Here is a 25868-nt window from a genome sequence, read left to right on the forward strand (position 1 = left end):
TGGCTCAGGCGGCCTTGGCGGCTGCCGAGGACTCGATGATGCCGAGAATGTCGCTTTCCTTCATGATCAGCAGTTCCTCACCGTCGACGGTGACCTCGGTGCCGGACCACTTGCCGAACAGGACCTTGTCCCCTTCCGAAACGGCCATGGGGATCAGTTCGCCGCTGTCCTTGCGGGCCCCTTCGCCGCATGCGACGATGATACCCTCGGCGGGCTTTTCCTTGGCGCTGTCGGGAATGATCAGTCCGCCAGCCGTCTTCTCGTCGCTTTCCACGCGGCGCACCAGCACCCGGTCATGAAGAGGTTTGAATGCCATCTTTGCAGCTCCTTAAGCTCAAAGTACGTTTGCGTTCGCCCCCGCGCTCCCCCGCGGCAGGCAGTTAGCACTCACCGAAGTCGAGTGCCAACGGCGGACAAATAGGCAGGCTGAAAATTTCTGTCAAGAGGATTGGGTGGCGTTTTCGGATGCGTCCGCCCTACCGGCCGAGCCCTGCGCGGCAAGTGCCTCGGCACCGGCATCCGAGAGGGCATATAAGCCTTTTGCGACTTTCGTGAACCATCCGTAATGGTTGTCGCGCATCAGACGCGTGGCGCTCGCGACACCGGTTTCGCGGGCCACGTCGGCCCCACGACATGTCCCCTGCCCCGCCAGATGAGCGGCGCAGCGCAGCGCGTCCTGCCGATACGCGGTGATGATTCCGCGCCTGACCGAGCCGCCAGTATTGGGGTCGCCCTCGATCCGGTCGAATTCGCGCAATAGCCGTGCCAACCGCTTGGGCGATTTGCGCGGCGCATAAGGTCCGGGGTCGCACTGCACCTCGACCCGCCCGTCACCACGCACGGTGATCAGGCCAATCCCGAGGCGCCGGCACAGGATCAAGTTGTCGCGCAATGCCCGGCGCGCCGTGCGGCCCGTCGGTTTCAGCACCGCGACATAGACGAGATCGCTGACCTTAAGCCGCGCAAGGGCCTGGTGAAACAGGCCCAGCGAAAAGCGCAGCTTCAACTCTACGATCACCGGCTCTTCTTCGCCGCGACGGGCGACGAGGTCGGCGGCTCCGATCTCGCCCTTCACCTCGTAGCCCTGCCGCTCCAGCAGGCTTTTGACGGGGGCATAGAGGTCGGCCTCGCGGGTGATCGAGAGGGTGGGCTCGCTGCGGGTCATGCCGGCCACTCTAGCGGTGACTGCCCGGCGGCGCACGGGTCGATTTTGGACGCCGCGGCCACCCGTTCGGGCCATAGGTCGCAGGCCATGCCGCCCCCGTGACAACTGCGGCAACCGGCCCTATAAGGCGCGCGAATTTGCACCGAACGCAGGATAGCGACATGACCACCAAAGTCTTTGGCCACAAATCACCCGATACCGATTCCACCGGCTCTCCAATTCTGTGGGCCTGGTACCTGAACGAAGTGAAGGGCGAGGCCGCCGAGCCCGTGCTGCTGGGCGAGCCGAACACCGAGGCGGCCTTCATGCTGGAGCGCTGGAACCTGCCCAAGCCCGCCATCATCGGTGACGTAAGCGAAGGTGAGCCGGTGGTCATCGTCGACACCAACAACCCGGCCGAGTTGCCCGCCTCGATCAACAGCGCCGACATCCGTGCAATCATCGACCATCACAAGCTGACCGGCGGACTGGAGACCAAAGGGCCCATCGACATCACCGTGCGACCGCTGGCCTGCACCGCCACCATCATGATCGACATGATGGGCGAGGATGCCGCCAAGATGCCCGAGGCGATCAAGGGCGCGGCGCTGACCTGCATCCTGAGCGACACGCTGGAATTCCGGTCGCCCACCACCACGCCGCGCGACCGCGAAGTCGCCGAGGCGCTGGCCGCCGATCTGGGGCTGAACGTCTCGGACTACGCGGGCGACATGTTTGCGGCGAAGTCTGACGTATCCAGCTTTTCCGATGCCGAGCTGATCCGGATGGACAGCAAGGAATATGCCGTCGACGGCGTGAAGTTCCGGGTATCCGTGCTGGAGACCACCGCGCCGGGCGTTGTTCTCGACCGCAAGGACTCGCTGGTGGGTTCGATGGAAACGGTCGCCGCTGAGGATGGGGTCGACCAGGTACTGCTCTTCGTCGTCGACATCCTGAACGAAGAGGCGACCCTGTTCGTGCCGAACGACATGGTGAAAGGCGTCGCCGAGAAGAGCTTTGGCGCGCAGGTGACGGGCGATACCGTCGTCCTGCCCGGCGTGATGAGCCGGAAGAAGCAGATCATTCCGAACCTCAAGGTCTGAGGCCCGGGGTCAATATGCCCGATGCGCCCGCAGCGAAGGCTGCGGGCGTTTTTCGTTCGGGGCAAGGCTCAGCGGTTTCCACCCTGACCGCCACGACCGCTGCCTGACCCCGAAAATCCGCTGGGTCCGCCGCCCTCTCCCAGTCCGCTGTTGTCGCTTGCCGTTCCTCCGGTTGGTGTCGTGCCGTTTTTGCCATGTGCGGACCTTGCGCCGAAACCGTTCATCTCGTCGGTTCCAGGGGTGTTCGCGCTGCGCGATTGGTTTGCGTCATGATTGGCCGCCACGGGGGCATCGCCCTCACCCGCCCAGGAATTGCCATGTGCAGACATAACAGGTTCGGTCGCCGCGACCAATGCCGCTACGGCAAACATGAGTTTCATTTTCATGATTTTCCTTTTGCTCTTGGGTACTTGCCTGTCGTGCAGGCAGTGTTTCAGAGCTTGCCTTCCTATTCAATTCCAAAACCCGAATGTGATTGATCCTCCGCAAGAACCCGCCGAAACCAAGGCGTGGGGCATTCGCGACAGATCGGAAATTGTTCGAATCGAAAGGCTTGCCGTAACAGGTTGGGTGGCTAGGCTGAAACCGGGGAGATCGGGACAAGGCCAGCGTGACGGTTCAGAAACTCAGCACGACGCGCAGCATCCTGCGGTTCGAAGGCGCGGACAGGATTGCCTATTGGCGCCGCTTCGCGATGCTGCTGGCCCTATCCGTCATCATCGCCACGATGGGCATGTTGCGGAACTCGGGCGCGGTGGTCATCGCGGCCATGCTGGTCGCGCCGTTGATGACGCCCATCCTCGGGATCGCGGCCGCGATCGTCATGGGCTGGCTCAAACGTGCCTTCATGTTGACCTTGACGGTAGGCGTTGCCGCCATCGCCTGCGTTCTGATGGCGCTGGTGCTTGTCAACGTGGCCGACGTGCCGCGCGGTATTGTTCTGCCTGCCCAGATCACGGCGCGCACAGACCCGGGCACCGAGGACCTGATCGTTGCGCTGGCGGCGGGCGTGGCCGGTGCATATGTGCAGATCAATCGCGCCGAGCTGAGCCTGTTACCGGGCGCAGCCATCGGCGTCTCGCTGGTCCCGCCCTTGTCGGCTTGTGGCATCCTTCTCTACTTCGGGGAGCCCGCAGACGCTTACGAGGCGGGGCTGCTCTTTGCGACGAACCTTGGCGCAATCATCCTGTCGGCCTGCCTTGTCTATGTCGTCTATGCCGCGCGGTTCGTTGTCTTTGGCAAGGGCCGCCGCAAGCTTGGCTTTACCACGGGGATGGTGATTACCCTCGCCTTCCTGACGCTGGTCTTTCTCCAGTTGGGACGATCGACATACAACCGGTACCTCGAGACCAGTACCGAGGCGCAGGTCGCCGGCGCGATCCGCGCATGGGCGAACCCGTACTCGGTCGAGATCGCGCGCGTCGATGTCAACGCCAAGCGCAAAAGGGTTGAAGTCTGGCTGATCGTGGACCTGCCGATCGAGGCACAATACAAGATCTCTTCGATCGTGAACCTGCTGCCCGAACAGTTGCGTGAAACCTCGCTTGTCGATGTTCTTCAACAGGAACTGGGGGACGGATACCTGGCCGTGATCCGCTATCAGACCCGGATCGGTGCACAAGTCATATTGGGAACCCAGAATGTCCAGCAGGCCCCTGATATCGAGTCATTGACCGAAGACAACTGAGATGTCCCCCGCTTTCCGGCGAGGCGGCGTTCGCACCGTATGGTCAATGGGCGTGTGCTTTGTCATTAGTGGGGCCAACAAGGATTGTTCTTCCAGAGGCCCCCCATGACGCAGATCATCAACGAATTGTCCGAGATTTCCGACCGCTACAAGGCCATGTTCGTCGACCTTTGGGGATGCGTGCATAACGGCGTCACAGCCTATCCCGAGGCGGTTCGGGCGCTCGAAACCTATCGCGATGCCGGAGGGATCGTAGTGCTGGTGACCAACTCGCCGAAACCACGTCTGGGCGTCACCGAGCAACTGGGCAGCTTCGGTGTTCCCGAGGCGGCATGGGACACCATTGCGACCAGCGGCGATTCGGCTCGCGCGGCGATGTTTCGCGGGGTTGTCGGCCGCAAGGTCTGGTTCATGGGCGAATGGGAACGGGATGCCGGTTTCTTCGACCCCATCAAGCTGGTCGACGATCCGGTCGAAATCGAGCGCGTCGAACTGAAAGATGCAGAGGGGATCGTCTGCTGCGGGCCGTTCGACCCTTATGCCGACCCGGCCGAGAACCGTCCCGATTTCCTTTACGCCAAGCAGAAGGGCCTGAAACTGCTATGCGCCAACCCCGATATCGTGGTCGACCGTGGTGAAAAGCGGGAGTGGTGCGCGGGTGCTCTGGCGCGGCTTTACTCCGAAATGGGCGGCGAAAGCCTCTATTTCGGGAAACCGCATCCGCCGATCTACGACCTTGCCCGCCGCCGGCTTGCCGAGGTGGATGCCAGCATCGGCGACGGCGAGATCCTGGCCATCGGCGACGGGATCGGGACGGATATCGCGGGCGCGATGGGTGAAGGGATCGATTCGCTGTTCATCACCGGAGGACTCGCCGCACAGCAGACGCAAACCGACCGGCAGCCCAACCCCGACGCCCTGCGTGCATTTCTCGAGGAAAAGAAATCGGCACCAACCTATTCCATCGGGCGATTGCGCTGATCAAACCCCTTGATTTTCTGCGCTCGCGAAGTAATAAAGTTGCCCAGCAAGAGCATGGTGCGAGCAAATATTACTTTGCCAGTGCAGAAAGAGGGTGACATGTTGGACAATCTTCCGCGCGGTACGATCTGTATCGAAGATATCGAGATGGGCATGTCCCGTTACCTGCGCAAAGTGGTGACGGACGAGGATATCGAGATGTTCGCGCAGGTCTCGACCGACCGTAACCCGGTCCACCTCGACGACGACTATGCCCGCGACACGATCTTCGAGGGCCGAATCGCACATGGCATGCTCACGGCGGGGCTGATCTCGGCCGTCATCGGTGAACAGTTGCCAGGCCACGGAACGGTCTACATGGGCCAGTCGCTCAAGTTTCTGGCCCCGGTGCGGCCCGGCGACACGGTCTATGCCGAGGTGAAGGTGATCGATATAGACATGGGCAAGCGGCGCGTTCGCCTTGATTGTCACTGCTCGGTCGACGGCAAGAAGGTCCTCGTAGGCGAGGCGACGGTCCTTGCGCCGTCGCGTAAGTTCGACTGATCCGTCCGGCTGTAATCAAGCGCGAATCCGACATCTGGGCGACCGGGTGAGATAAGCGTCAGGCAGTGCTTGATCCCGCCGCCTGCTGCGGCTAGGCAGGCCGTCATGCGGATCATTCGCGATTACCAATTCGTTGACCCTGAAGACCGCGGTGCCAGCGCCGCGATCGGCAATTTCGACGGCGTTCACCTCGGCCATCGCTCCGTGATTGACCTTGCCCGGCAGGCCGCACCGGATGCACCGCTGGGCGTGCTCACCTTTGAGCCGCACCCCAGAGAGGTCTTCGCACCCGACGCCCCGCCCTTCAGGCTGATGCGAAGCGCCGCGCGGGCGCACAGGCTGCAAAAGCTGGGTGTCGAGCGACTTTATGAACTGCCATTCAACGCTGCGCTGGCCGCCCTGACGCCGGAACAGTTTGCGGCACAGGTGCTGTGCGGTGGCCTTGGCGTCAAGCATGTCGTCGTGGGGGCGGATTTCTGTTTTGGAAAGGCTCGCAGCGGCAATGCCGCGGATCTTCAACGCTTTGGGCGCACAATGGGCTTTGGCGTCACGATCGCCCCGCTGATGGAAAAGTCCGCCGACGTCGTCTCGTCCACGGCGATCCGTACCGCACTGTCCGAAGGCCGACCGCGTGATGCGGCAGCCATGCTCGGCCATTGGCACCGGATCGAAGGCGAGGTCATCGGCGGCGAACAGCGCGGCCGCGAATTGGGTTATCCGACGGCGAACATGGCCATCGATGGCCTGCACCCGCCGAAATTCGGTGTTTATGCCGTGTTGGTCGACGTACTCGATGGCCCCAACAAGGGCAGCTATCACGGTGCGGCGTCGATTGGCGTGCGCCCGATGTTCAACGGCGAACGGCCGAACATCGAAACTTTCCTCTTCGATTTCTCGGGGGATCTTTACGGATCAACCCTTTCCGTCGGGCTGGTGGATTACCTGCGCCCCGAGATGACCTTTGACGGGTTGGACGGGCTGATCTCCCAGATGGATGCCGATTGCGCCCGCGCCCGCGAGATACTGGCCGCCCTATGAGCTCAGATCCGATTGAACGGAATTCCTTGCAGCCACGCTTTTGGGAGAAGAAGCCGCTCTCGAAATTGTCCCGCAAGGAGTGGGAGGCGCTCTGCGACGGCTGCGGCAAGTGCTGCCTGAACAAGCTCGAGGATGAAGATACCGGCGAGGTCGCCCTGACACGGGTGGCATGCCGACTTCTCGACGATGAAAGCTGCCGTTGTACGCATTACGAGAACCGCCACCAGTTTGTACCCGATTGCATCGTTCTGTCGCCGGACAACCTGGACAGCCATGCCTATTGGATGCCCCGCACCTGCGCCTATCGCCTGTTGTGGGAAGGGCGAGGCCTTTATGACTGGCACCCGTTGATCTCGGGCCGGGCCGAAACCGTGCACGAAGCCGGGGTTTCCGTGCGCGGCATGACCGTGTCCGAATTCGACACACCCGAAGAAGACTGGGAAGATCACATCATCGAGGAGCCGCAGTAATGTTTTTCGCCTCTGACAATTCCGGACCGGTCCCGCAACAGGTTCTGGACGCGCTTGCCGAAGCCAACAAGGGCTATGCAATGGCCTATGGCGCGGATGCGCTGATGGACGAGGTCCGCAACACGTTGCGCGAGATATTCGAAGCGCCCGAGGCATCCGTCCACCTCGTGGCGACCGGCACTGCGGCGAATTCGCTTGCCCTCGCGACGCTTAGCCAGCCATGGCAGACGATCTTCTGTTCGCCGGTCGCCCATATCCACGAGGACGAGTGTAACGCGCCCGAATTCTTCACCGGCGGCGCCAAGCTGACGCTTGTGCCCGGTGCGGACAAGATGACCCCGGAGGCGCTACGGGGAGCGATCGAAGGCGAAGAGACGCGCGGCGTACACGGTCCGCAACGCGGGCCGGTATCGATAACGCAGGTGACCGAGCGCGGCGGCGTCTATACTCTGGACGAGCTGCGGGCGCTGACGGATGTAACAAAGTCGTTCGGCCTGCCCACCCACCTCGATGGCGCACGTTTTGCAAATGCGCTGGTGGCTCTTGGCTGTACGCCGGCCGAGATGACCTGGAAGGCGGGCATTGACGCCGTTAGTTTCGGCGGGACCAAGAACGGGCTGATGGGGGTGGAGGCAGTGATCTTCTTCGATCCGCGCCATGCCTGGGAGTTCGAGCTGCGCAGAAAGCGCGGCGCGCATCTTTTCTCGAAACATCGCTACCTGTCCGCCCAGATGTCGGCCTACCTGCGCGACGGTCTGTGGCTGGAGCTTGCCCAAAAGGCAAACGACAACTGCGCGCATCTCGTGGCGGGGTTGAAGGAGGCAGGGGCCGAGTTCCTGCACGCCGGACCGGCAAACATGGTTTTTCCCAGCTTTCCCCGCGCCACGCATCGACGCCTGATGGCCGAAGGCGCGGTTTATCACCTGTGGGGAGCCGAACTGGATGGCGGCCCGGACGATGAGGCTCTCCCCTGCCGTCTCGTCTGCGATTGGTCATTGGCACGCGAAGAGATTGACCGCTTCACGAAAATGGTCGCCCAAGGGTAACGCCTTGGCGGGCATGCCTACCACCCGCCTCATCTCGCTTTGATGTGGAATGCAGCGGTCCGGGACCGCATGTATGTACGCGTCAGGCCGCAGGCCTCCGCGTCAGCGCGTGTCCGGGGCTCGATGCCCTGGCCACGCGCTCGCACGATCAGTGCCCGCCGAGTATCCCGGTGCGGACCGAGTAATTCACGGCAAGGCCGTAATCGGGGTCGTCCTCGCTGTCGACCATCAGGTGGCCCGCGCGGGTGAGCAGTTTGTGGCAATCCCGGCTCAGGTGGCGCAGCTGTATCGACTTACCCTCGGCCTCGTATTTCAAGGCCACCGCCTCGATCGCCTGCAGGGCGGATTGATCGACCACGCGGCTGTCGGCGAAATCGACGATCACCAGCGACGGATCGCCCGAGGGGTCGAACAGCTCTCCAAATCCTTCGGCCGAACCGAAGAAAAGCGGCCCCTGCACTTGGTACACCTTGGCGCCTTCGGGTGTCTCGTAGGTCTTGGCATAGATGCGCTTGGCATTGTTCCAGGCATAGGCCAGCGCCGAGACGATCACGCCGACCACGACGGCAACCGCAAGATCCTCCATCACGGTCACGACGGTGACGAGAACGATTACAAAGGCGTCGGTCAGCGGTACCTTGCGCAGGATCATGAGCGAGTTCCACGCAAAGGTTCCGATCACCACCATGAACATCACGCCGACCAGGGCGGCCAGCGGGATCTGTTCAATCAGAGGCGCGGCGAAGAGGATGAAAACCAGAAGGAACAGCGCCGCCGAGATTCCGGCAATTCGGGTACGACCACCGGATTTCACGTTGATCATCGACTGGCCGATCATGGCGCAGCCGCCCATCCCGCCAAAGAAGCCGGTGATGACGTTTGCCGTGCCCTGCGCGATGCATTCCTGGCTTGCGCCGCCGCGTTTGCCCGTGATGTCGCCCACCAGGTTGAGGGTCAGCAGCGATTCAATAAGGCCGATAGCAGCAAGGATCACCGAGTAAGGCAGGATGATCTTCAGCGTTTCCCAGTTGAGCGGTACCATCGGAATATGGAACGGCGGAAGGCTTCCCTCGATCGAGGCAAGATCGCCCACGCGCGGCACATCAAGTCCGAAGCCAATTACGAGGGCTGCCACCACGGCGATCCCGGCCAGCGGTGCGGGAACGATCCGGGTAATGCGCGGCATGACCCAGATCACCGCCATGGTCAGCGCCACGAGGCCCAGCATCGTATAAAGCTGCATGCCCGAAAGCCATTCGCCGCCGCCCATGCCGTGGCCCGTGTTCTCCATGGTGCCCGGCACCTTGAACTGTCCCAGCTGCGCCAGAAAGATGACGATCGCCAACCCGTTGACGAAACCCAGCATGACCGGATGCGGTACGAGCCGGATGAATTTGCCCCATTGCATCACCCCGGCAACGACCTGGATCAGCCCCATCAGCACCACCGCCGCAAAGAGGTATTCCACCCCATGTTGCGCCACAAGGCTGACCATCACCACCGCCAGCGCACCGGTCGCCCCCGAGATCATGCCCGGCCGCCCGCCGATCAGCGCCGTTACAAGCCCCACGATAAATGCCGCGTAAAGACCGACCAGAGGGTGCACGCCCGCCACGAAGGCAAAGGCAACTGCTTCGGGAACAAGGGCCAGGGCCACGGTAAGACCTGCCAGAAGTTCGATCCGCAAACGCCCCGGCGAGAATCCCTCATCGGGCATCCATCGCAGGTCAGGCATGGCAAAACGATTGGCGAACGAGGCCAGGAGGGCTCGGGTCATGGGCTGGTCCTGTCTTGGGGTTTGCACTTTCTGCGGCGCGGCGCTTTTACCGGGATCAGTCGCCCGGGGATAGGGGGCGCACCGGGATGCAGCCATGCGCCTGACGCATGGCTTATAGGCCAGCCTTGCGGATTCCGCGATCCGCGACCGTTGACTGAGGGCTCTCAGCCTTGGTTCGGACCGCGCAATTGACGGATGGCCTCGCGCACCGCCTGCCATTGCTCGGCCTCGGCGGTCCGGTTCGCCGCGGCACAGCTTCTTGCCTTTTCCGCGGCCTCTGCCTCGGCCTTGTCACCATGTGCGCCGTAGAGGGCACGCGCGTATTGAGCTGTCTGTATCGCGTCCATGTCATCCTCCGGTTGGTTTGTCCGGTCGGTCGCCCGACTCGGACGGGTGGCCAGACTAGCACATTTCACGCCTCGCTTCCCGCCGCAGTTGCAAACCAGCCCGCCCCGGTTAACTTGCCCTTCAGCAGATGACTGACAGGGGCATGACAAATGGCAGAGACGATGATCGCCGTGATCGGCGGATCCGGGATCTACGAAATCGACGGACTGGAAAACGCGGAATGGGTCACGGTGGACACGCCCTGGGGCGCGCCATCGGACCAGATCCTGACGGGGCGCCTTGACGGTGTTGCGATGGCCTTCCTTCCGCGGCACGGGCGGGGGCATGTGCATTCGCCGACCGATGTGCCCTATCGCGCCAACATCGACGCGTTGAAGCGGCTTGGCGTGACGGACGTGATTTCAGTGTCTGCCTGCGGTTCGTTCCGCGAGGAGATGGCACCGGGCACCTTTGTAATCGTCGACCAGTTCATCGACCGCACCGTGGCGCGCGAAAAAAGCTTTTTCGGTTCGGGATGCGTCGGGCATGTCAGTCTTGCCCACCCGACTTGCCCCCGCCTGTCGGACGCCTGCGAGACGGCGGCGCGCAGCGCGGGCATCACCGTTCATCGCGGCGGGACCTACCTGGCTATGGAGGGGCCTCAGTTCTCGACCCTGGCGGAATCGCGGATGTATCGTGAACACTGGGGCGCCGACGTGATCGGAATGACCAATATGCCCGAAGCCAAACTCGCCCGCGAAGCGGAGCTTTGCTATGCCTCCGTCGCCATGGTGACGGACTATGACAGCTGGCACCCCGATCATGGCGAGGTGGACATTGCAGACATCATCGCGACGCTCAGCGGAAACGCCGACAAGGGGCGCGCGATGGTCCGCGGTTTGCCCGCCTTGCTTGGCACGGAACGCACGCCCTGTCCGCACGGGTGCGACCGGTCGCTTGACCATGCGATCCTGACGGCGCCAGATAAACGTGATCCCGCGCTTGTCGCCAAGCTGGATGCGGTGGCAGGGCGCGTCTTGTGATCGTGGGGAGGGTCAGCTCTCCTCGTGTTCCTTCATGAAGCTGCGGATAAAACGCCGGATCTCACGGGCGGCCGAGGTGTCGAGCTCCTTGCAGAGCTCGACGAAGGCGTCCCGTTCATCCTTGTCCAGCCGCAGGACCAACTGGCTGTTTTTTTTGCTGGAACCCTTGGTCTCTTTCTTGCTCACTGTCGCGTGTCCTGCACTGAAGGCGCCCTCGCCTTGACTTTTCGGCTATGCGTTGTATATACATAGTCTATTAACTTTCTGTCGAGCAACCTAAGAAAAAGAAAAGGACAAGGCAATGAATCTGCATGCTGCAAACGCATTTCTGCTGCGCGACCGTTCGGACTGGCGCAAACCGCATCTCAGCTGGCTGCCCTCTTCCCTTTACCGGTACTACAGCCATTCGCGCCTGCTGCTGAAAAAGTAACTCTCTTGAACCACCAGGCAGATTGCGCCAAACACGGACGGTCTGCCGGTTCAGGAGAGGGGGGCGGAATGCCCAAAAGCACATCGGTCAAGGATTACATCCGCACCATCGTCGACTTCCCGCATGAGGGAATCATGTTCCGCGACGTGACGACGTTGTTCGCCGATCCGCGCGGATTCCGCATGGCAATCGACCAGATGCTGCACCCCTATGCAGGCGAGCGGATCGACAAGGTCGTAGGGCTGGAGGCGCGCGGTTTCATCCTGGGCGGAGCCATTGCGCACCAACTCAGCGTGGGCTTTGTCCCGATCCGCAAGAAGGGCAAGTTGCCAGGCACAACGATCAGCCAAGACTACAAGTTGGAGTATGGCGAGGCCATCGTCGAAATCCACGACGACGCGATTGCGCAGGGCGAGCAGGTGCTCGTGGTCGATGACCTTCTGGCCACGGGCGGCACGGCGGCGGCCGGGATCAAGCTGATCCAGCGGCTGGGCGGCGAAATCGTATCTTGCGCGTTCGTGATCGACCTCCCCGATCTGGGTGGCCGCAAGGTTCTGGAGAGCATGGGCATGGATGTGCATGCGCTCTGCTCATTCGAAGGAGCATAAAATCGCCTGTTCACAAGGTGTTGACTGGAAGCGCTGGCTCCGGTCGGCTTAGCGCGAGCGCACCCTGCTTCAAGACCGTGTAACGCGAATTTGGCGGTGATCCTCAGCCGTCGTGGCTCCGTATCCGTGTCGATGCCGCCAGAGGCATTGCAAATGAGAGGAGGCACCAACATGCTTCGTACGACTGCAATTTCGACCGCCGCCGCCCTGATGATCGGTACTGCCGCATTCGCAGGTGGCCATTCCAAGGATATCGTCGACACCGCAATGGGCGCGGGTGATTTCTCGACCCTGCTGGCTGCGGCCGAGGCTGCGGGCCTGGTCGAGACGCTCAAGAGTGAAGGCCCGTTCACCGTGTTCGCACCGACCGATGCCGCGTTTGAAGCGCTGCCCGAGGGCACCGTTGAATCGCTGCTGATGCCGGAAAACAAAGAGCAGCTGACCTCAATCCTGACTTACCACGTCGTCCCGGGCAAGGTCATGTCGGGCGACCTGAGCGACGGCATGATGGCGACCACCGTGCAGGGTGGTGACATCACCGTGGACCTTGGCGATGGCGTGATGGTCAACGACGCGACCGTAACGACCGCCGATATCGAAACGTCGAACGGCGTCATCCACGTGATCGACAAGGTGATCATGCCCAAGATGTAATGAGGGTGCGGGCGGTTCGCTTGACCGCCCTAACCGTTCCCGGCGCGCAAGACCGCGCCGGGGTTCATGATGCCATTCGGGTCGAGCGCGATCTTGATCTGGCGCATCACCGCAAGCTTTACCGGATCGCCATACAGCTCCAACTCGTCCACCTTCAACCGGCCGATGCCGTGCTCGGCACTGACCGAGCCCCCATACTCGGACACGAGGTCATGGACAGTCCGGTTGATCCGGGGCCGTTCGCCTTCGTGGTCGCGCCGGTCCCCCCACTTGGGCGGAAAAATGTTGTAGTGCAAGTTGCCGTCCCCAAGATGCCCGAAACAGTTGACCCGGAAAGCGCCGATATCGGCGATGGCGGCATTTCCCCGCTCGATGAACTCGGGCACGCAGGATAAAGGCAACGAGATGTCGTGGCTGGAAATCGAACCGATGCGGCGATTGCCCTCGGGCAGATGTTCCCGAACCGACCAAAGCGCGTCGCGTTGCGCTTCGGACCGCGCGATGACTCCGTCTGAGAGCAGCCCGCGCTCAAATGCCTTGGCAAACAATTCCTCCAACGCTTCGGTCGGGTCCGTACCGCCGGAAAGGCCAAGCTCGATCAGGACGGACCAGTCAGGAGGTTCTGCCCACGGCTGCCGTAGATCGGGCATTGTTTCCGTCAGGAAATCGAGACCTTGACGGTTGATCAGTTCGAATGCGCTCACCCCGTCTCCGACCTGATCGCGCGCCAGAGACAACAGATCGAGCGCCGCACGCGGAGAGGAAACGACCAGCATCGCAGTGCCGGTCGCCGCCGGGCGCGGGCTGAGTTTTAGCGTTGCCGCGGTGATGATACCCAACGTCCCCTCAGAGCCTATCAGCAGGTTGCGCAGGTCATAGCCGGTGTTGTCCTTGCGCAGTCGGCTCAACCCGTTCCAGATCCGCCCGTCGGGCAGCACCGCCTCAAGCCCCAGGCACAGATCGCGGGTATTGCCATAACGCAGCACGCCGACGCCGCCTGCATTGGTGGCAAGATTTCCGCCAATGCGGCAGGACCCCTGGGCGGCAAGCGACAAGGGAAACAGACGATTTTCGGCCTCGGCAGCGGCCTGGATGTCGGACAGGATCGCGCCCGCTTCGGCGATCATCACGTTTTCCGCCGGATAGACGGCCCGAATGACCGTCATCCTTTCAAGCGAAACAAGAAGGGGCGCGGGCAATTCAGGGGCGACCTGCCCCGATACCAGCCCGGTTCCGCCGCCATATGGCACCACCGGAACCCGCGCGGCATTCGCCTCCTGCAGAATGGTCGAGACATCCTCGACCGTTTCCGGCAAGGCCAGCAGACCGCCCTGCCCCTTGTAGCGGCCACGCGGCTCTTCGAGGTGTCGAGGTTCGGGGGCGCGCAGGCGCCCGACGGGCAGGCGTGCTGCAAGACGTTCGGCAAATGCGGTATCGGCGGGTGTCAGCATGAGCAAGTCATCGCCCGCATGGGACAGCGATGACAAGGGTTATTCGCCATCGTCCAGATAGCGCGGTTCAAGCACGATGACGGTCGGACGGTCGGGTAGCGTGCGCAGCGACAGTTCGACCGAATGGGCACCGTCGCGAATGACCGCGAAATCCTCGGAAATACCATCGAGAAACGCGTTGAGCGAGTAGCCCGAGAACCAGTGCATCGGGATAACGACCGAGGATTTCAGCCGTTGAAGCGTCGCGATCATCTCGGGCAGAGGCATCGTCGTACCCCCGTCCACTGCGGCCATCACGACGTCCAGCCTGCCAAGCGCAGCAAATTGCGCGTCGTCGGGAACATGGTGCAAATGGCCCAGGTGACCGATGCATAGCCCCTCGACTTCGAACACAAAGATCGAGTTTCCTTTCGGCTCGATCCCTGAAAAAGCCGAACGGATGTCGGTGGACACGTTGCGCACCAGAATCTCACCCAGATCCAGATGGTGATCGATCCCCTCCCCGAACGCGCCCCACCCGGGCAGAACATGTGGAATTCGCGGGTCCGGGTTTGCCGTCCAATGTGTGCCATGCGCATGGTTCATGGTGACGACATCCGGAAAGAAATCAGTCGTTCCGAGAAACCCGGTATAATCGGTCACCGCCGACAGCCCTCCAGGTGTCTGGATAAGAAAGCTCGCATGATGAATGTAGCGGATCCGAACCGAGAACTCCGGCACATCGGCCTGCCAACTGGCCGTGTGCAGGTATTCTATGCCCGGCGCGGCATCTGCTATGGCGATGCAATGGCTGGGGCGGCGCTCTTGCGCGTGTGACTGGATTCCGAAAAGAACGAGGCAGAGCGCCAATAGCATGTGTCTCATGCTTGGCATTCTAGATCGGCTCTCGCCAAAGTCACGTTACGTAAACGCGGAAATTCTGGGCAGTCAGATCTGCCCTTCGACCCGGCCACGCCGATCAGAGCGCAGGCAGGCATAGAGGACATGCGTTCGCCAGCGTCCGTTGATCTGCAAATAGCTTTGCGCCACGCCCTCGTATTTGAAGCCCGAGCGCTCCAGCAATCCGCGCGACGCGCGGTTTTCCGGCAGGCAGGCTGCCTCGATCCGGCTCAGATCCATTCGGGTGAACGCGTGATGCACGACCAGGCCGATCGCCTCGCGCATGTAACCCTGCCGCGCAAATGCCTCGCCCGTCCAATAGCCCAGTGTACCCGCCTGCGCGGGACCGCGGCGGATATTGTCGAGCGTGATCGCCCCGACCAGTGCGCCATCGTCGCGCCGGAACAAAAACAGCGGTATGGCCGAACCGCTCGCAACCGACCGCTGTGCCCAGTAAACGCGGTTGGCAAAGGCCTTGCGCGTCAAATGGTCGGACGCCCAGCTGGGTTCCCAAGGGGTGAGGAAGGCCTTGGAGGCCTGACGAAGGGCGGCCCATTCCCGGAAATCGGAATGAACGGGCGGGCGCAGGCTGAGCCGCTCGGTTTCGAGTTTCAGCTTGCGCTTGCCCAACAGCATTATGCCGCGCGCCTGTCCTGCAACTGGGCCAGATCGGGCGCTCCGCCCACGGGACCGTAGAGGGCCAGTGCCGCCGGAGCCTTGACGGCCATTTCTTCGGCAAAGCCGAGCACCTCGCCCGCGGTGACAGCATCGATCCGCGCGACCGTTTCCTCAAGCGACGGAACCTTGCCCCAGATTTCCACGAGGCGCGCCAGGCGTTCGGCGCGATTCGAGGGGCTCTCCAGCCCCATCAACAACCCCGCCTTCATCTGGGCGCGGGCGCGGGCGATCTCCTGTTCGGTCATGTCGTCGGCGGCGCGCTTCATCTCGTCGATGGTGATACCGGCCAACTCAGCCAGCTGTTCGGCGCTGGTGCCGGCATAGATCGTGGTCGATCCGGTATCGGCATAGGCACCGGTCTGCGCGAAAATCGTGTAGCAAAGACCACGTTGCTCTCGCACTTGCTGGAACAAGCGCGACGACATGCTGCCACCCAGCGCGCTGGCATAGATCTGCGCAGTATAGATGGCGTCGTCACGATATCCCGGCCCCTCGAAGGCCAGTGCGAAATGGGCCTGTTCGAGATCGCGTTCGCGCCGTACTTCGCCGCCGGTGAATTTGGCGGCATCGGGTACGCGTCCACGACGCGATGCAAGATGGCCAAAATGCTCTTGCGCCAACCTGACCAGCGCATCGTGATCCACGGCTCCGGCGGCAGAGATGATCAGCTGCTCGGGGCCGTAATGCTCTGCAACGAAAGCGGACAGATCCTCGCGCGTAAACGCGCTGACCCGCTCCGACGGCCCAAGGATGGTGCGCCCAAGCGGCTGGTCGCGATAGCTCTCTTCCTGCAGCCAGTCAAAGATGATGTCGTCGGGTGTGTCGTTCGCCTGCCCGATTTCCTGCAGGATTACACCGCGCTCCACCTCGATCTCGCGCGGGTCGAAAACAGGATTGAGCACGATATCCGCTATCACGTCGAGAGCGAGCGGCACGTCCTGAGCCAACACGCGCGCGTAATAGGCCGTCACCTCGCGGCTGGTATAGGCGTTGATGTAACCGCCCACATCCTCGATGGTCTCGGCAATCTCGAGCGCCGAGCGCCGGCTGGTCCCCTTGAAGGCCATGTGCTCGAGGAAATGTGCGATCCCGTTCTGTTCGATCCGCTCGTGCCGGCCACCTGCGGCGACCCAGACACCGATGGCGGTCGATTGAAGGCCCGGCATGTGCTCGCTCACGATGCGGACACCGTTGGCGAGCTGGTCTTGCTGTACTGTCAACTGGCGATATGCCTCTTGATGTGATCCTCGATGGCGGCAAGGTCGTTATCGACCCGGCTCAGCCGTTCCGGCATCTCATACAGGTCCGACATGCGGGAGGGAAGAGGCGGATGAACACCGCTGGCCTCTTCCACCGCAGCGGGGAACTTGGCCGGGTGCGCCGTGGCGAGCGTAATCATCGGCACCTTTGTTCCGGCGCCGTCAGACGCGCGCAGGGCCTCTTCGGCGACCTTGACGCCCACTGCGCTGTGAGGGCAAAGCAGTTCTCCGGTCGCGGCGAGGGTCGACGCGATGGTCGAGAGCGTCTCCTCTTCCGAGGCGCGTCCCGACGAGAAACTCTCGCGCAGCGCTTCCATCGCGCCCTGGCTGACATCGAAACCGCCGCTCGACAGTTCGTCCATCAACTGGCTGACCGCGCGGCCGTCCTCGCCATAGGCATAGTAAAGCGCCCGCTCGAAGTTTGACGAGACCTGAATATCCATCGACGGGCTGACCGAAGGTATGGTCGACCCCTTAAAATAGCCCTGACCCGACAAGCAACGATGCAGGATGTCGTTCTGATTGGTCGCAACCACCAGGCGGTCAATGGGCAGACCCATCCGCTTGGCAAGATAGCCCGCGAAGATGTCACCGAAATTGCCCGTCGGCACGGTAAAGCTGACCTTGCGGTGCGGCGCGCCAAGCGCGACCGCAGAGGTGAAGTAATAGACGACTTGCGCCAGAACCCGCGCGAAATTGATCGAATTGACTCCGGCCAGCCGAACCTCGTCGCGGAACGCGAAATGATTGAACATGTCCTTCACTCGCGCCTGGCAGTCGTCGAAGTCACCGTCGAGTGCGATGGCATGGACATTCGCGTCGTCCGGCGTGGTCATTTGGCGGCGCTGCACCTCGCTGACTCGACCATGTGGGAACAAGATGAAAACGTTCACCGCATCAAGCCCCCGGAACGCCTCGATGGCGGCGGAACCGGTATCGCCCGAAGTAGCGCCGACGATGGTGACCGTCTCACCCCTACGGGACAGCGCCGCCTCGAACAGCTGACCGATCAGCTGCATCGCAAAATCCTTGAAGGCGAGCGTGGGTCCGTGGAACAGTTCAAGCAGGAACTGCCCCTCGCTCAACTGCTTGAGCGGTGCCCGTGCGGCGTGTCCGAACCCGTTATAGGCCCGCGCGATGATGTCCCGAAACTCGGCATCGGTGAACGTATCGCCAATGTACGGCTGCATCACGCGAAACGCGACTTCCTCGTAGGAGAGGCCAGCCAGCCCTGCGATATCGTCAAAGCTCATGACCGGAATCTCGGCCGGCAGGTACAGACCGCCGTCGCGGGCGAGCCCGGTAAGCATCGCCTCTTCGAAGGTGAGTTCGGGCGCCTGCCCGCGGGTGGAGATGTATTTCATGTCTCAGCTCCTGGTTCGGGCGCGGTTGCGCCGCAGGAAAAAGATGGTCATGGCAAGCCAGACAAGGGCAAGCCCGAACCACGTGACAGCATAGTGAAGGTGGTCGTTCGGGATGCCTGCGGTATCGACTGGAAGCGGCGTTATGGCCGGATCCGTCTGGCTCCGCAGGATCACCAGCACCGGTTCGGCCTCCAGCGCGTCGGCCATCGTCTGAACGTCACGCGCAAACCAGATATTGCCCGCGATATCCGGCTCCGGCGTGAAGCCGTCGACCTCGTCAGGCCAATGCAGGTTGCCACTGACTGTCATGAGCCCGATCGCGCGCGATACATCCTTGTCTGCTGTCGGCACGAACCCCCTGTCGATCAGGATCGTGCGGTCGCCGGTCCTGAAGGGTGCGATGATGCGGTACCCGGCGCCCACGCGCTTGCGCGAAACCAGCACGTGCAGCTCATCGGCCAGCATCTCACCGCTGATCTCGACAGGCCGGTATCTGTCTTCAACCGGGTCGGGTGAGGTCGGAAGCGGGCCGGGTGCACCGGAAATCCGCGCGTCGATGTCGGCCAACAGCGCCTCTTTCCACGCAAGACGCTGCACTTGCCAGACCCCGAGGGAAACCAGGATTGCAAGACCGATCAGGGCAATTGCGAAAAAGAAGAAGATACGGCGCATCGGACGGTTCGTTGTGTTTCGTTACCGGTTTAGGACCATGTGCAGGAAGATGATGCAAGCAATCGATTGTATGGGCATCAATCGCGTCGCCCGCAAAGCAACGCGCACGCACGGCCGCCGTCACCCCCTGCCCTTTCAAGGAAAAAGCGCGCGGTGATCCGCGCGCTTTCACGATGTCATCTCTGTTGGCTCGACAGCCCGCGATCAGTGGCCGCCGGGCATCGTTCCCACGCCCCAGATGTAGACGGCGAAGAAGAGGAAGAGCCACACCACGTCGACGAAGTGCCAGTACCAGGCCGCCGCTTCGAAACCGACATGCTTTTCCGGGGTAAAGTGGCCACGCAATGCGCGGATCAGGCAGACAAGCAGGAAGATGGTGCCAATGATCACGTGGAACCCGTGGAAGCCGGTCGCCATGAAGAAGTTCGAGAAGAACTGGTCGCCGCCGAACTCCCAGCCCTGGTAGAGCAGGTAGGAGTACTCATAGCCTTGCAGCACGGTGAAAAGAGCACCCAGGACGACCGCGATGGCCAGACCGTTGATCAGCGCCTTGCGATCATTGTTATGCACCAGCGCATGGTGCGCCCAGGTCACGGCGCAGCCCGACAAAAGCAGGATCAGCGTGTTTATCAGCGGCAGGTGGAACGCGTCAACATGATAGATCTCGGGGCGGATATACTCGGTGCCTGCATACTCGCTCATGGGGTACATGGCGTGCTTGAAGAACGACCAGAACCACGCAAAGAAGAACATCACCTCGGACATGATGAACAGGATGAAGCCATAGCGCAGGCCGATCCGCACGACCGGGGTATGATCACCGATGCGGCTTTCGCGGACAACCTCGGCCCACCAGCCGAACATGGTGTAAAGGACCCCGGCAAGTCCTATCCAGAACATCCAGGGAGTGACGCCGTGCATCCAGAGCACTGCCCCGAAGAGCATGACGAAGCCGCCGATGGAGCCGAAAAGCGGCCAGATCGACGGGCTCAGGATGTGGTAGTCGTGGTTCTTAGCATGTGCCATCAGCGTCCCTCACCTACAGGCATTAGTTCGTGTTGGTTTCCGCCTGCGTCTCAAGGGCGGCATAGCCCTCGGGCAGGTCGATTTCGTAAAACGTATAAGATAGGGTGATCGTGTGCACGAATTTCCCGTCGCGGTCTTCAACGATTTCAGGATCGACGAAGAATGTCACGGGCATCTGCACGCGTTCACCGGGTTGCAGCACCTGCTCCTCGAAGCAGAAGCACTGGATCTTGTCGAAAAACGCGCCCGCTGCATAGGGGGTCACGTTGTAAGAGGCCTGCCCCGCAACCGGACGATCCGTCGGGTTGTAGGCCTCGTAAAAGGCAAGGCCCGTCTCGCCGATGCGGATTTCCATCTGTCGTTCGACCGGCGTGAATTCCCACGGCATGCCGCGTTCCTTCGATGCGTCGAAACGCACCTTGACGGTCTGGTCCAGCACCTCGTCCGAGGCAACCTCGGCCGTGCCGGTCACGCCACCGAACCCGGTGACCCGGCAGAACCAGTCGTAGAGCGGGACCGAGGCCCATGCGAGCGAACCCATAACGACGACCACGCCCACGGTCTGAAGAACGGTCTTTTTCGGTCCGTCAATTGCCATCAGCTTCCGTCTCCCTGATGCGGGGGTTCGAACGTGCCTTCGCTGACCTTCACAACGGTCAAGCCGAACATCAGCGCGATGAACCCGGCCAGAACAAGCGCCACCCCCAGGTTTCGACCAAAGCGGCGCTGGTGCAATTCATGTGTCTTGCGCAGGCTCATCCCCAGCCTCCCAGCCCATAGACCTTGAGAACGGCCTCAACCAGGATCGCACCGAAATGCAGGAAGAGATAGAGCAGCGAAAGTTTGAAGAACCCGCGCTCAACCTTGAAATTGTCGGCCTCGCTCGCAGCTTCGTCGCGACGCGAAATCTTCCACGCGCCATGCAGGAACATGGCATTCATCACCACGGCGACCGACAGGTAGACCGGACCGCCAATTTCCGAAAACGCGGTCCCGACGGCGAGTATCGCCAGCAGCGCCGTGTAGACAAGGATGTGCGTCCGAGTGGAGCGTCGGCCATGTGTCACGGTCAGCATCGGCACACCGGCATCGTCGTAATCCGAGCGCATGAACAGTGCCAGCGCCCAGAAATGCGGCGGTGTCCACATGAAGGTCAGCGCGAACATGAGCCATGGCTCGACCGACATTGTTCCCGTCGCGGCGATCCAGCCGATGACCGGCGGAAAGGCTCCAGCGGCACCACCGATCACGATGTTCTGCGGCGTGCTCCGCTTGAGCCACATCGTGTAGATCACGACGTAGAAAAAGATGGTGAAGGCAAGCATCGCGCCAGCGGCGATGTTCGTCGCGAGCGCCAGCATGATAACCGACAGGCCTGACAGGCCCAGTCCGAGGGCCAGCGCTTCGCCGGCCTGCACCTTGCCAGAGGGCACCGGACGCGACCGCGTCCGCTTCATCACCTGGTCGATATCGGCGTCGTACCACATGTTGAGCGCACCAGATGCGCCGCCACCGATCGCGATGAACAGGATGGCCGCGAAACCGATCAGCGGATGCACGCCCTGCGGCGCGGCCAGCAGACCGACAAGCGCGGTGAACACCACCAGCGACATGACCCGCGGCTTGAGCAGCGCGAAGTAATCGCCGAACCCCGCCTCGGATTCGCGGATTGTACTGGCATTAATGCTGGCGTCGCTCATCGGTTTCCTCGTCGTGGCGATGGGCAATCAGCCCGTCTTCAAGCCAGGTCGCGAGGCGGGGTCACAGCCCCGCCAAGCGGTATCAGTTCGCTGCGACCTCGTAAGAACGCGGCGTACCGGCATACTGGTCGATCGCACCATCGAGCCATTGGTCATAGGCTTCCTGGCTAACGACCTTGACCGTGATCGGCATATAGGCGTGGTCCTTGCCGCAAAGCTCAGAACACTGACCGAAATAGACGCCTTCGACCTCAGGCTTGAACCACAGTTCGGCAAGGCGCCCGGGCACCGCGTCCTGCTTCACACCAAAGGAGGGAATGGTCCAGGAATGGATCACGTCCGCGCCCGTCACCTGCATGACGACGGTTGCGCCAACGGGAACGACCACGGCGGTATCGGTCGCAAGCAGGTACTCGTCCTGCGCATAGCCATATTCCTCCAGCTCTTCGCGAGCCAGCATGAAGCTGTCGAAAGCAAAGTCGTGATCGACATATTCATAGCCCCAGTACCACTGGTAGCCGGTCACCTTGATCGTGATGTCGCCCTCGGGGATTTCCTGCTGCTTGAACAAAACCGGGAGCGAGAAGGCGCCGATGAACACAAGGATCAGCACGGGACCGACCGTCCACATAACCTCGATCGGTGTGTAATGGGAAAAGCTTGCCGGCTTCGGGTTTGCACGACGGTTGAAGCGGACAATGCAGTACAGCAGCAGGCCGCCCACCAGGATGCAGACGGCGGTGATGATCACGAGGATCAGACCGTCAAGCGATTGCAGGTCACGGGCAAGTTCGGTCGCTGCCGGCTGAAACCCCATCGCGCCGTCCACTGGCTTGCCGATGGTGGGCAGTTCCTGTGCCGCGGCGGGCAGGCTCGAAAGGGCGGCGAGAAGCCCCGAAAGCGTCAAAGCGTTCTTCATGTTCTGTCCTGATCGGTTGATCTTTGCGTCCCTGAACGGGCGGCGTGAATCAAATCCGCTGCCTCCCGTTGTCTTTGGCTGCGTTAAAAATCATATTCCACGGGGCAGATAAAGCAAAATGCTTGCGTCAAACAGACGCTATTTTGATCTGGATCAAGAAAAGAAAGGCACCGCAATGGCAGACGATCTCTTCCGCCCATTTGAATCCGCCCTGCCGATGGACGAGGCGCTCGCCCTTCTGCGCGATGCCACGCAGGGGGCCGACGACGGCGAGATCTTCGTCGAGCGGCGCAAATCCGAGGCACTGGTGTTCGACGACGGGCGCTTGCGCAACGCCTCCTATGACGCGTCCGAAGGATTCGGGCTGCGCGCCGTGCGCGGCGAGGTCGCTGGATATGCGCATGCAACCGAGCTTTCGATTCCTGCCTTGTCGCGTGCGGCCGAGACGGCTCGGCTCGCGGTCGGCGATGGCGGCGGCACAATGTCCTCTCCTCCACAGGCGACGAACAGGCATCTCTACACCGACGCCGACCCGATTGCCTCGGCCGGTTTTCCGGTCAAGATCGAGACGCTGCGCGAGATCGACGCCTTTGCCCGCGACCTGGACCCGCGGGTCGTTCAGGTCTCGGCCAGTCTTGCCGCATCGCTGCAGGAGGTCGAGATCCTGCGCCCCGACGGTACCCATGTTCGCGATGTCCGCCCGATGACACGACTAAACGTATCGGTGATCGTCGAGCAGAATGGACGCCGCGAATCCGGCAACGCCGGCGGCGGTGGCCGTGTAGGCCTTGATGGGCTGATCGATCCTGCGGACTGGAAGGGCAAGGCACGCGAAGCGTTGCGAATCGCGTTGGTGAATCTCGATGCTGTTCCGGCACCAGCCGGTGTGATGGAGGTCGCGCTTGGCCCCGGATGGCCCGGCATCCTGCTGCACGAGGCGATCGGCCACGGGCTCGAAGGCGATTTCAACCGCAAGGGAAGCTCTGCCTTCGCCGGCCTGATGGGCCAGCGCATTGCGGCGCCCGGAGTAACCGTCATCGATGACGGCACCATCGCAGACCGTCGCGGCTCGATCACCATAGATGACGAAGGAACGCCCTCGTCACGCACCGTGCTGATCGAGGATGGCATCCTCACCGGATACATGCAGGACCGTCAGAACGCACGATTGATGGGGGTCGACCCTACGGGCAACGGCAGACGCCAAAGCTATGCCCATCGCCCGATGCCGCGCATGACCAATACGATCATGCTTGGTGGCGAGGCGAACCCCGAGGACCTCGTCTCCGAGATCAAGGATGGCATCTGGGCTGTCGGGTTCGGCGGCGGCCAGGTGGATATCACGAACGGCAAGTTCGTCTTTTCCTGTACCGAGGCTTATCGCGTGCAAAACGGCAAGATCGGCGCTCCGGTCAAGGGCGCGACCCTGATCGGCGATGGCCCGTCGGCCTTGGGGCGCATACGCGGCCTCGGTAACGACATGCAGCTTGATCCCGGTATGGGCAATTGCGGCAAGGACAGTCAATGGGTGCCTGTGGGTGTGGGGCAGCCAACCGTGCTGATGGATGGCCTGACGGTCGGCGGATCGGCGACCTGAACGACGATTCGCGCAGTTCAGCGGGGTCCGATCCCGGACCTCGCCGGGATACGTCATAGCGCCAACACAGGGTTTTCATTCGTTTTCAATATGTTGTCCATTTTTCCGCTTGGTATTCTGGACAAAAAGCGATGAATTTTCCGCGATTCACGCACTGTTAACTGAACGCCCCATAAACCGGTTGTGCAAACAGGCGGAGCCACGGATGACCGAGGAACAGATTTCTTCCAATCACCCCCCACTCCCACCCACCACGGAAGAAGACCGGTTCGCGTGGCTCCGTCTTTTGCGCTCGCGCAGGGTCGGACCGACAACGTTCCGTCGCCTGATGTCCGAGCATGGCACCGCGCAGAACGCGCTTGCCGCATTGCCCGAAGTGGCACGCGCCGCCGGGGTCGAGGGATATGAAATATGCCCGCCCGGTGTCGTCGAAGCCGAACTCAAGGCCGCAAAAGCCGTCGGCGCACGGCTTTTGTGCCTTGGTTCGTCGCATTATCCAGCTGCTTTGGCCGAACTTTCGGATGCCCCGCCGGTCCTTTGGGCGCTTGGCGATCTTTCACTGCTTTCGCGCTCCATGATCGCGATGGTCGGTGCGCGAAACTGCTCGTCCCTCGGTACACGCATGGCACGCTCACTGGCGCATGATCTCGGCACCGCCGGGCATGTGGTGGTCTCGGGACTTGCCCGCGGTATCGACACCGCTGCCCATATCGCCGCGCTTGAAACCGGCACGATTGCCGTGATGGCGGGTGGGGTCGATGCAATTTACCCCGCCGAGAATGCCGGTCTGGCCGGGGACATCGCCGCGCGCGGCTTGCGCTTGTCGGAACAACCCATGCGCATGACACCGCAGGCGCGACACTTCCCCCGGCGAAACAGGATCATTTCCGGCCTGGCCCAGGCGGTTGTCGTGGTCGAGGCCGCAGCGAAATCAGGCAGTCTCATCACCGCGCGCGACGCGCTTGACCAAGGGCGCGAGGTCCTTGCCGTGCCCGGTCATCCGTTCGACGCCCGCGCCGCCGGATGCAACATGCTGATCCGCGACGGCGCCCGCCTTGTGCGAAATGCCGAGGATGTGATCGAGGCCCTGCCCGCCCTCGCAGCAACCGAACCCGAACAGACCGATATGGACGCGATCCTGCGCGATCTTCCCCCGCCGCCGCCCGAAAAACGCAGCCTGCGGGAAACAGCGGCCTTGCACAGTCAGATCCTCGGACGGCTTGGTCCATCGCCCCTGGCCGAGGACCAACTGATCCGGGACATCTCCGCAACCGCCGGCGAGGTCGGGCCGGCACTGGTGGATCTTGAGCTTGAAGGCAGGATCCAGAGGCAACCCGGCGGCCTTCTTTCACTGGTGAACTAGGCCCCAAGATCCGAATGCCGCGATCCTCGCACATTGCAAGGGTTGCGGTTTCCTGTATCGGATCCGATGTGGCGCGGCCTCGCAGGGCAAGCAAAATATGGGTGGATTG

The 25868-nt window shown here is 62.0% G+C and carries 30 protein-coding genes; 13 read left to right on the forward strand and 17 right to left on the reverse strand.

What is annotated here, in order from left to right:
- Positions 1–4: 4 nt before the first annotated feature.
- Together ACFORG_RS09625 and ACFORG_RS09630 are read right to left on the reverse strand one after the other, a co-directional pair.
- On the reverse strand, positions 5–316 hold the full coding sequence (locus tag ACFORG_RS09625; protein ID WP_386735208.1) for a co-chaperone GroES: 312 nt from the start codon (positions 314–316) through the stop codon (positions 5–7).
- A 123-nt stretch (positions 317–439) separates the two neighbouring features.
- Positions 440–1165, reverse strand: a complete 726-nt coding sequence (locus ACFORG_RS09630) for a DUF2161 domain-containing phosphodiesterase (protein WP_386735209.1) — start codon at positions 1163–1165, stop codon at positions 440–442.
- A 161-nt stretch (positions 1166–1326) separates the two neighbouring features.
- Here ACFORG_RS09630 and ACFORG_RS09635 point away from each other — a divergent pair, with 161 nt between their 5' ends.
- The gene (locus tag ACFORG_RS09635; RefSeq protein WP_386735210.1) at positions 1327–2247 is read left to right on the forward strand and encodes a manganese-dependent inorganic pyrophosphatase; all 921 of its coding nucleotides are present in this window, start codon (positions 1327–1329) and stop codon (positions 2245–2247) included.
- A 68-nt stretch (positions 2248–2315) separates the two neighbouring features.
- On the opposite strand, the gene ACFORG_RS09640 is transcribed toward ACFORG_RS09635, so the two are convergent.
- On the reverse strand, positions 2316–2633 hold the full coding sequence (locus ACFORG_RS09640; protein WP_386735211.1) for a hypothetical protein: 318 nt from the start codon (positions 2631–2633) through the stop codon (positions 2316–2318).
- Positions 2634–2857: 224 nt separating this feature from the next.
- Between ACFORG_RS09640 and ACFORG_RS09645 the strand changes: the two genes are divergently transcribed.
- From ACFORG_RS09645 to ACFORG_RS09670, 6 genes are all read left to right on the forward strand, one after another.
- Positions 2858–3934 (forward strand): DUF389 domain-containing protein, encoded by a 1077-nt coding sequence (locus ACFORG_RS09645; protein ID WP_386735212.1) that lies wholly within the window; start codon positions 2858–2860, stop codon positions 3932–3934.
- Between the two features lie 105 nt (positions 3935–4039).
- Positions 4040–4915, forward strand: a complete 876-nt coding sequence (locus ACFORG_RS09650; RefSeq protein ID WP_386735213.1) for a TIGR01459 family HAD-type hydrolase — start codon at positions 4040–4042, stop codon at positions 4913–4915.
- 99 nt (positions 4916–5014) lie between these two features.
- A complete protein-coding gene (locus ACFORG_RS09655) occupies positions 5015–5458 on the forward strand; it encodes a MaoC family dehydratase (RefSeq protein WP_386735214.1) in 444 nt (147 codons plus the stop codon).
- 105 nt (positions 5459–5563) lie between these two features.
- Positions 5564–6496: a bifunctional riboflavin kinase/FAD synthetase gene (locus ACFORG_RS09660; protein WP_386735215.1), complete on the forward strand. Its 933-nt coding sequence runs from the start codon at positions 5564–5566 to the stop codon at positions 6494–6496.
- Positions 6493–6966, forward strand: a complete 474-nt coding sequence (locus ACFORG_RS09665; protein ID WP_386735216.1) for a YcgN family cysteine cluster protein — start codon at positions 6493–6495, stop codon at positions 6964–6966. The genes ACFORG_RS09660 and ACFORG_RS09665 overlap by 4 nt, the downstream gene beginning before the upstream one ends.
- On the forward strand, positions 6966–8012 hold the full coding sequence (locus ACFORG_RS09670) for a threonine aldolase family protein (RefSeq protein ID WP_386735218.1): 1047 nt from the start codon (positions 6966–6968) through the stop codon (positions 8010–8012). Before ACFORG_RS09665 ends, ACFORG_RS09670 begins: the two co-directional genes overlap by 1 nt.
- A 148-nt stretch (positions 8013–8160) precedes the next feature.
- On the opposite strand, the gene ACFORG_RS09675 is transcribed toward ACFORG_RS09670, so the two are convergent.
- Together ACFORG_RS09675 and ACFORG_RS09680 are read right to left on the reverse strand one after the other, a co-directional pair.
- Positions 8161–9789, reverse strand: coding sequence for a SulP family inorganic anion transporter (locus tag ACFORG_RS09675; RefSeq protein ID WP_386735219.1), 1629 nt, complete (start codon positions 9787–9789; stop codon positions 8161–8163).
- Between the two features lie 164 nt (positions 9790–9953).
- A complete protein-coding gene (locus ACFORG_RS09680) occupies positions 9954–10136 on the reverse strand; it encodes a hypothetical protein (RefSeq protein WP_386735220.1) in 183 nt (60 codons plus the stop codon).
- Positions 10137–10286: 150 nt separating this feature from the next.
- Between ACFORG_RS09680 and ACFORG_RS09685 the strand changes: the two genes are divergently transcribed.
- On the forward strand, positions 10287–11159 hold the full coding sequence (locus ACFORG_RS09685; protein ID WP_386735221.1) for an S-methyl-5'-thioadenosine phosphorylase: 873 nt from the start codon (positions 10287–10289) through the stop codon (positions 11157–11159).
- Between the two features lie 12 nt (positions 11160–11171).
- Here the strand turns inward: ACFORG_RS09685 and ACFORG_RS09690 are convergent, their stop codons facing one another.
- Complete coding sequence (locus ACFORG_RS09690; protein ID WP_386735222.1) at positions 11172–11345, reverse strand: hypothetical protein; 174 nt, start codon at positions 11343–11345, stop codon at positions 11172–11174.
- Between the two features lie 115 nt (positions 11346–11460).
- Between ACFORG_RS09690 and ACFORG_RS09695 the strand changes: the two genes are divergently transcribed.
- From ACFORG_RS09695 to ACFORG_RS09705, 3 genes are all read left to right on the forward strand, one after another.
- Positions 11461–11589 (forward strand): hypothetical protein, encoded by a 129-nt coding sequence (locus ACFORG_RS09695; RefSeq protein ID WP_386735223.1) that lies wholly within the window; start codon positions 11461–11463, stop codon positions 11587–11589.
- Positions 11590–11657: 68 nt separating this feature from the next.
- The gene (locus ACFORG_RS09700; protein WP_386735224.1) at positions 11658–12197 is read left to right on the forward strand and encodes an adenine phosphoribosyltransferase; all 540 of its coding nucleotides are present in this window, start codon (positions 11658–11660) and stop codon (positions 12195–12197) included.
- Between the two features lie 171 nt (positions 12198–12368).
- The gene (locus ACFORG_RS09705; RefSeq protein ID WP_386735225.1) at positions 12369–12851 is read left to right on the forward strand and encodes a fasciclin domain-containing protein; all 483 of its coding nucleotides are present in this window, start codon (positions 12369–12371) and stop codon (positions 12849–12851) included.
- A 29-nt stretch (positions 12852–12880) separates the two neighbouring features.
- On the opposite strand, the gene ACFORG_RS09710 is transcribed toward ACFORG_RS09705, so the two are convergent.
- The 11 genes from ACFORG_RS09710 to coxB all read right to left on the reverse strand — a co-directional run bounded on the left by ACFORG_RS09710 (position 12881) and on the right by coxB (position 22799).
- Entirely contained in the window at positions 12881–14302 is a 1422-nt protein-coding gene (locus tag ACFORG_RS09710; RefSeq protein ID WP_386735808.1) for an FAD-binding oxidoreductase, read from the reverse strand.
- A gap of 39 nt (positions 14303–14341) precedes the next feature.
- Positions 14342–15166: an MBL fold metallo-hydrolase gene (locus tag ACFORG_RS09715; protein WP_386735226.1), complete on the reverse strand. Its 825-nt coding sequence runs from the start codon at positions 15164–15166 to the stop codon at positions 14342–14344.
- 63 nt (positions 15167–15229) lie between these two features.
- Positions 15230–15817: a GNAT family N-acetyltransferase gene (locus ACFORG_RS09720; RefSeq protein ID WP_386735227.1), complete on the reverse strand. Its 588-nt coding sequence runs from the start codon at positions 15815–15817 to the stop codon at positions 15230–15232.
- Positions 15817–17079, reverse strand: coding sequence for a M16 family metallopeptidase (locus ACFORG_RS09725; RefSeq protein WP_386735228.1), 1263 nt, complete (start codon positions 17077–17079; stop codon positions 15817–15819). Before ACFORG_RS09725 ends, ACFORG_RS09720 begins: the two co-directional genes overlap by 1 nt.
- Positions 17076–18482 (reverse strand): threonine synthase, encoded by a 1407-nt coding sequence (thrC, locus tag ACFORG_RS09730; protein ID WP_386735229.1) that lies wholly within the window; start codon positions 18480–18482, stop codon positions 17076–17078. The genes ACFORG_RS09725 and thrC overlap by 4 nt, the downstream gene beginning before the upstream one ends.
- A gap of 3 nt (positions 18483–18485) precedes the next feature.
- The gene (locus ACFORG_RS09735) at positions 18486–19154 is read right to left on the reverse strand and encodes an SURF1 family protein (protein WP_386735230.1); all 669 of its coding nucleotides are present in this window, start codon (positions 19152–19154) and stop codon (positions 18486–18488) included.
- Positions 19155–19358: 204 nt separating this feature from the next.
- A complete protein-coding gene (locus ACFORG_RS09740) occupies positions 19359–20180 on the reverse strand; it encodes a cytochrome c oxidase subunit 3 (protein ID WP_386735231.1) in 822 nt (273 codons plus the stop codon).
- Positions 20181–20202: 22 nt separating this feature from the next.
- A complete protein-coding gene (locus ACFORG_RS09745; RefSeq protein WP_386735232.1) occupies positions 20203–20778 on the reverse strand; it encodes a cytochrome c oxidase assembly protein in 576 nt (191 codons plus the stop codon).
- Positions 20778–20939 (reverse strand): hypothetical protein, encoded by a 162-nt coding sequence (locus tag ACFORG_RS09750; protein ID WP_386735233.1) that lies wholly within the window; start codon positions 20937–20939, stop codon positions 20778–20780. The genes ACFORG_RS09745 and ACFORG_RS09750 overlap by 1 nt, the downstream gene beginning before the upstream one ends.
- Positions 20936–21880, reverse strand: a complete 945-nt coding sequence (gene cyoE / locus ACFORG_RS09755) for a heme o synthase (RefSeq protein ID WP_386735234.1) — start codon at positions 21878–21880, stop codon at positions 20936–20938. The genes ACFORG_RS09750 and cyoE overlap by 4 nt, the downstream gene beginning before the upstream one ends.
- A gap of 82 nt (positions 21881–21962) precedes the next feature.
- The gene (gene coxB / locus ACFORG_RS09760) at positions 21963–22799 is read right to left on the reverse strand and encodes a cytochrome c oxidase subunit II (RefSeq protein WP_386735235.1); all 837 of its coding nucleotides are present in this window, start codon (positions 22797–22799) and stop codon (positions 21963–21965) included.
- A 175-nt stretch (positions 22800–22974) separates the two neighbouring features.
- Here coxB and tldD point away from each other — a divergent pair, with 175 nt between their 5' ends.
- A complete protein-coding gene (gene tldD, locus ACFORG_RS09765) occupies positions 22975–24396 on the forward strand; it encodes a metalloprotease TldD (RefSeq protein WP_386735236.1) in 1422 nt (473 codons plus the stop codon).
- Between the two features lie 205 nt (positions 24397–24601).
- Complete coding sequence (dprA, locus tag ACFORG_RS09770; protein WP_386735237.1) at positions 24602–25759, forward strand: DNA-processing protein DprA; 1158 nt, start codon at positions 24602–24604, stop codon at positions 25757–25759.
- Positions 25760–25868 lie beyond the last annotated feature (109 nt).

The sequence above is a fragment of the Lutimaribacter marinistellae genome, assembly GCF_042648365.1.
GTDB lineage: Bacteria > Pseudomonadota > Alphaproteobacteria > Rhodobacterales > Rhodobacteraceae > Lutimaribacter_A > Lutimaribacter_A marinistellae.

Coding starts and splice junctions, on each gene's coding strand:
- ACFORG_RS09625 (WP_386735208.1), bottom strand. CDS start 316: ATGGCATTCAAACCTCTTCATGACCGGGTGCTGGTGCGCCGCGTGGAA.
- ACFORG_RS09630 (WP_386735209.1), bottom strand. CDS start 1,165: ATGACCCGCAGCGAGCCCACCCTCTCGATCACCCGCGAGGCCGACCTC.
- ACFORG_RS09635 (WP_386735210.1), top strand. CDS start 1,327: ATGACCACCAAAGTCTTTGGCCACAAATCACCCGATACCGATTCCACC.
- ACFORG_RS09640 (WP_386735211.1), bottom strand. CDS start 2,633: ATGAAAATGAAACTCATGTTTGCCGTAGCGGCATTGGTCGCGGCGACC.
- ACFORG_RS09650 (WP_386735213.1), top strand. CDS start 4,040: ATGACGCAGATCATCAACGAATTGTCCGAGATTTCCGACCGCTACAAG.
- ACFORG_RS09655 (WP_386735214.1), top strand. CDS start 5,015: ATGTTGGACAATCTTCCGCGCGGTACGATCTGTATCGAAGATATCGAG.
- ACFORG_RS09660 (WP_386735215.1), top strand. CDS start 5,564: ATGCGGATCATTCGCGATTACCAATTCGTTGACCCTGAAGACCGCGGT.
- ACFORG_RS09665 (WP_386735216.1), top strand. CDS start 6,493: ATGAGCTCAGATCCGATTGAACGGAATTCCTTGCAGCCACGCTTTTGG.
- ACFORG_RS09670 (WP_386735218.1), top strand. CDS start 6,966: ATGTTTTTCGCCTCTGACAATTCCGGACCGGTCCCGCAACAGGTTCTG.
- ACFORG_RS09675 (WP_386735219.1), bottom strand. CDS start 9,789: ATGACCCGAGCCCTCCTGGCCTCGTTCGCCAATCGTTTTGCCATGCCT.
- ACFORG_RS09680 (WP_386735220.1), bottom strand. CDS start 10,136: ATGGACGCGATACAGACAGCTCAATACGCGCGTGCCCTCTACGGCGCA.
- ACFORG_RS09685 (WP_386735221.1), top strand. CDS start 10,287: ATGGCAGAGACGATGATCGCCGTGATCGGCGGATCCGGGATCTACGAA.
- ACFORG_RS09695 (WP_386735223.1), top strand. CDS start 11,461: ATGAATCTGCATGCTGCAAACGCATTTCTGCTGCGCGACCGTTCGGAC.
- ACFORG_RS09700 (WP_386735224.1), top strand. CDS start 11,658: ATGCCCAAAAGCACATCGGTCAAGGATTACATCCGCACCATCGTCGAC.
- ACFORG_RS09705 (WP_386735225.1), top strand. CDS start 12,369: ATGCTTCGTACGACTGCAATTTCGACCGCCGCCGCCCTGATGATCGGT.
- ACFORG_RS09710 (WP_386735808.1), bottom strand. CDS start 14,302: ATGCTGACACCCGCCGATACCGCATTTGCCGAACGTCTTGCAGCACGC.
- ACFORG_RS09715 (WP_386735226.1), bottom strand. CDS start 15,166: ATGAGACACATGCTATTGGCGCTCTGCCTCGTTCTTTTCGGAATCCAG.
- ACFORG_RS09720 (WP_386735227.1), bottom strand. CDS start 15,817: ATGCTGTTGGGCAAGCGCAAGCTGAAACTCGAAACCGAGCGGCTCAGC.
- thrC (WP_386735229.1), bottom strand. CDS start 18,482: ATGAAATACATCTCCACCCGCGGGCAGGCGCCCGAACTCACCTTCGAA.
- ACFORG_RS09735 (WP_386735230.1), bottom strand. CDS start 19,154: ATGCGCCGTATCTTCTTCTTTTTCGCAATTGCCCTGATCGGTCTTGCA.
- ACFORG_RS09740 (WP_386735231.1), bottom strand. CDS start 20,180: ATGGCACATGCTAAGAACCACGACTACCACATCCTGAGCCCGTCGATC.
- ACFORG_RS09745 (WP_386735232.1), bottom strand. CDS start 20,778: ATGGCAATTGACGGACCGAAAAAGACCGTTCTTCAGACCGTGGGCGTG.
- ACFORG_RS09750 (WP_386735233.1), bottom strand. CDS start 20,939: ATGAGCCTGCGCAAGACACATGAATTGCACCAGCGCCGCTTTGGTCGA.
- cyoE (WP_386735234.1), bottom strand. CDS start 21,880: ATGAGCGACGCCAGCATTAATGCCAGTACAATCCGCGAATCCGAGGCG.
- coxB (WP_386735235.1), bottom strand. CDS start 22,799: ATGAAGAACGCTTTGACGCTTTCGGGGCTTCTCGCCGCCCTTTCGAGC.
- tldD (WP_386735236.1), top strand. CDS start 22,975: ATGGCAGACGATCTCTTCCGCCCATTTGAATCCGCCCTGCCGATGGAC.
- dprA (WP_386735237.1), top strand. CDS start 24,602: ATGACCGAGGAACAGATTTCTTCCAATCACCCCCCACTCCCACCCACC.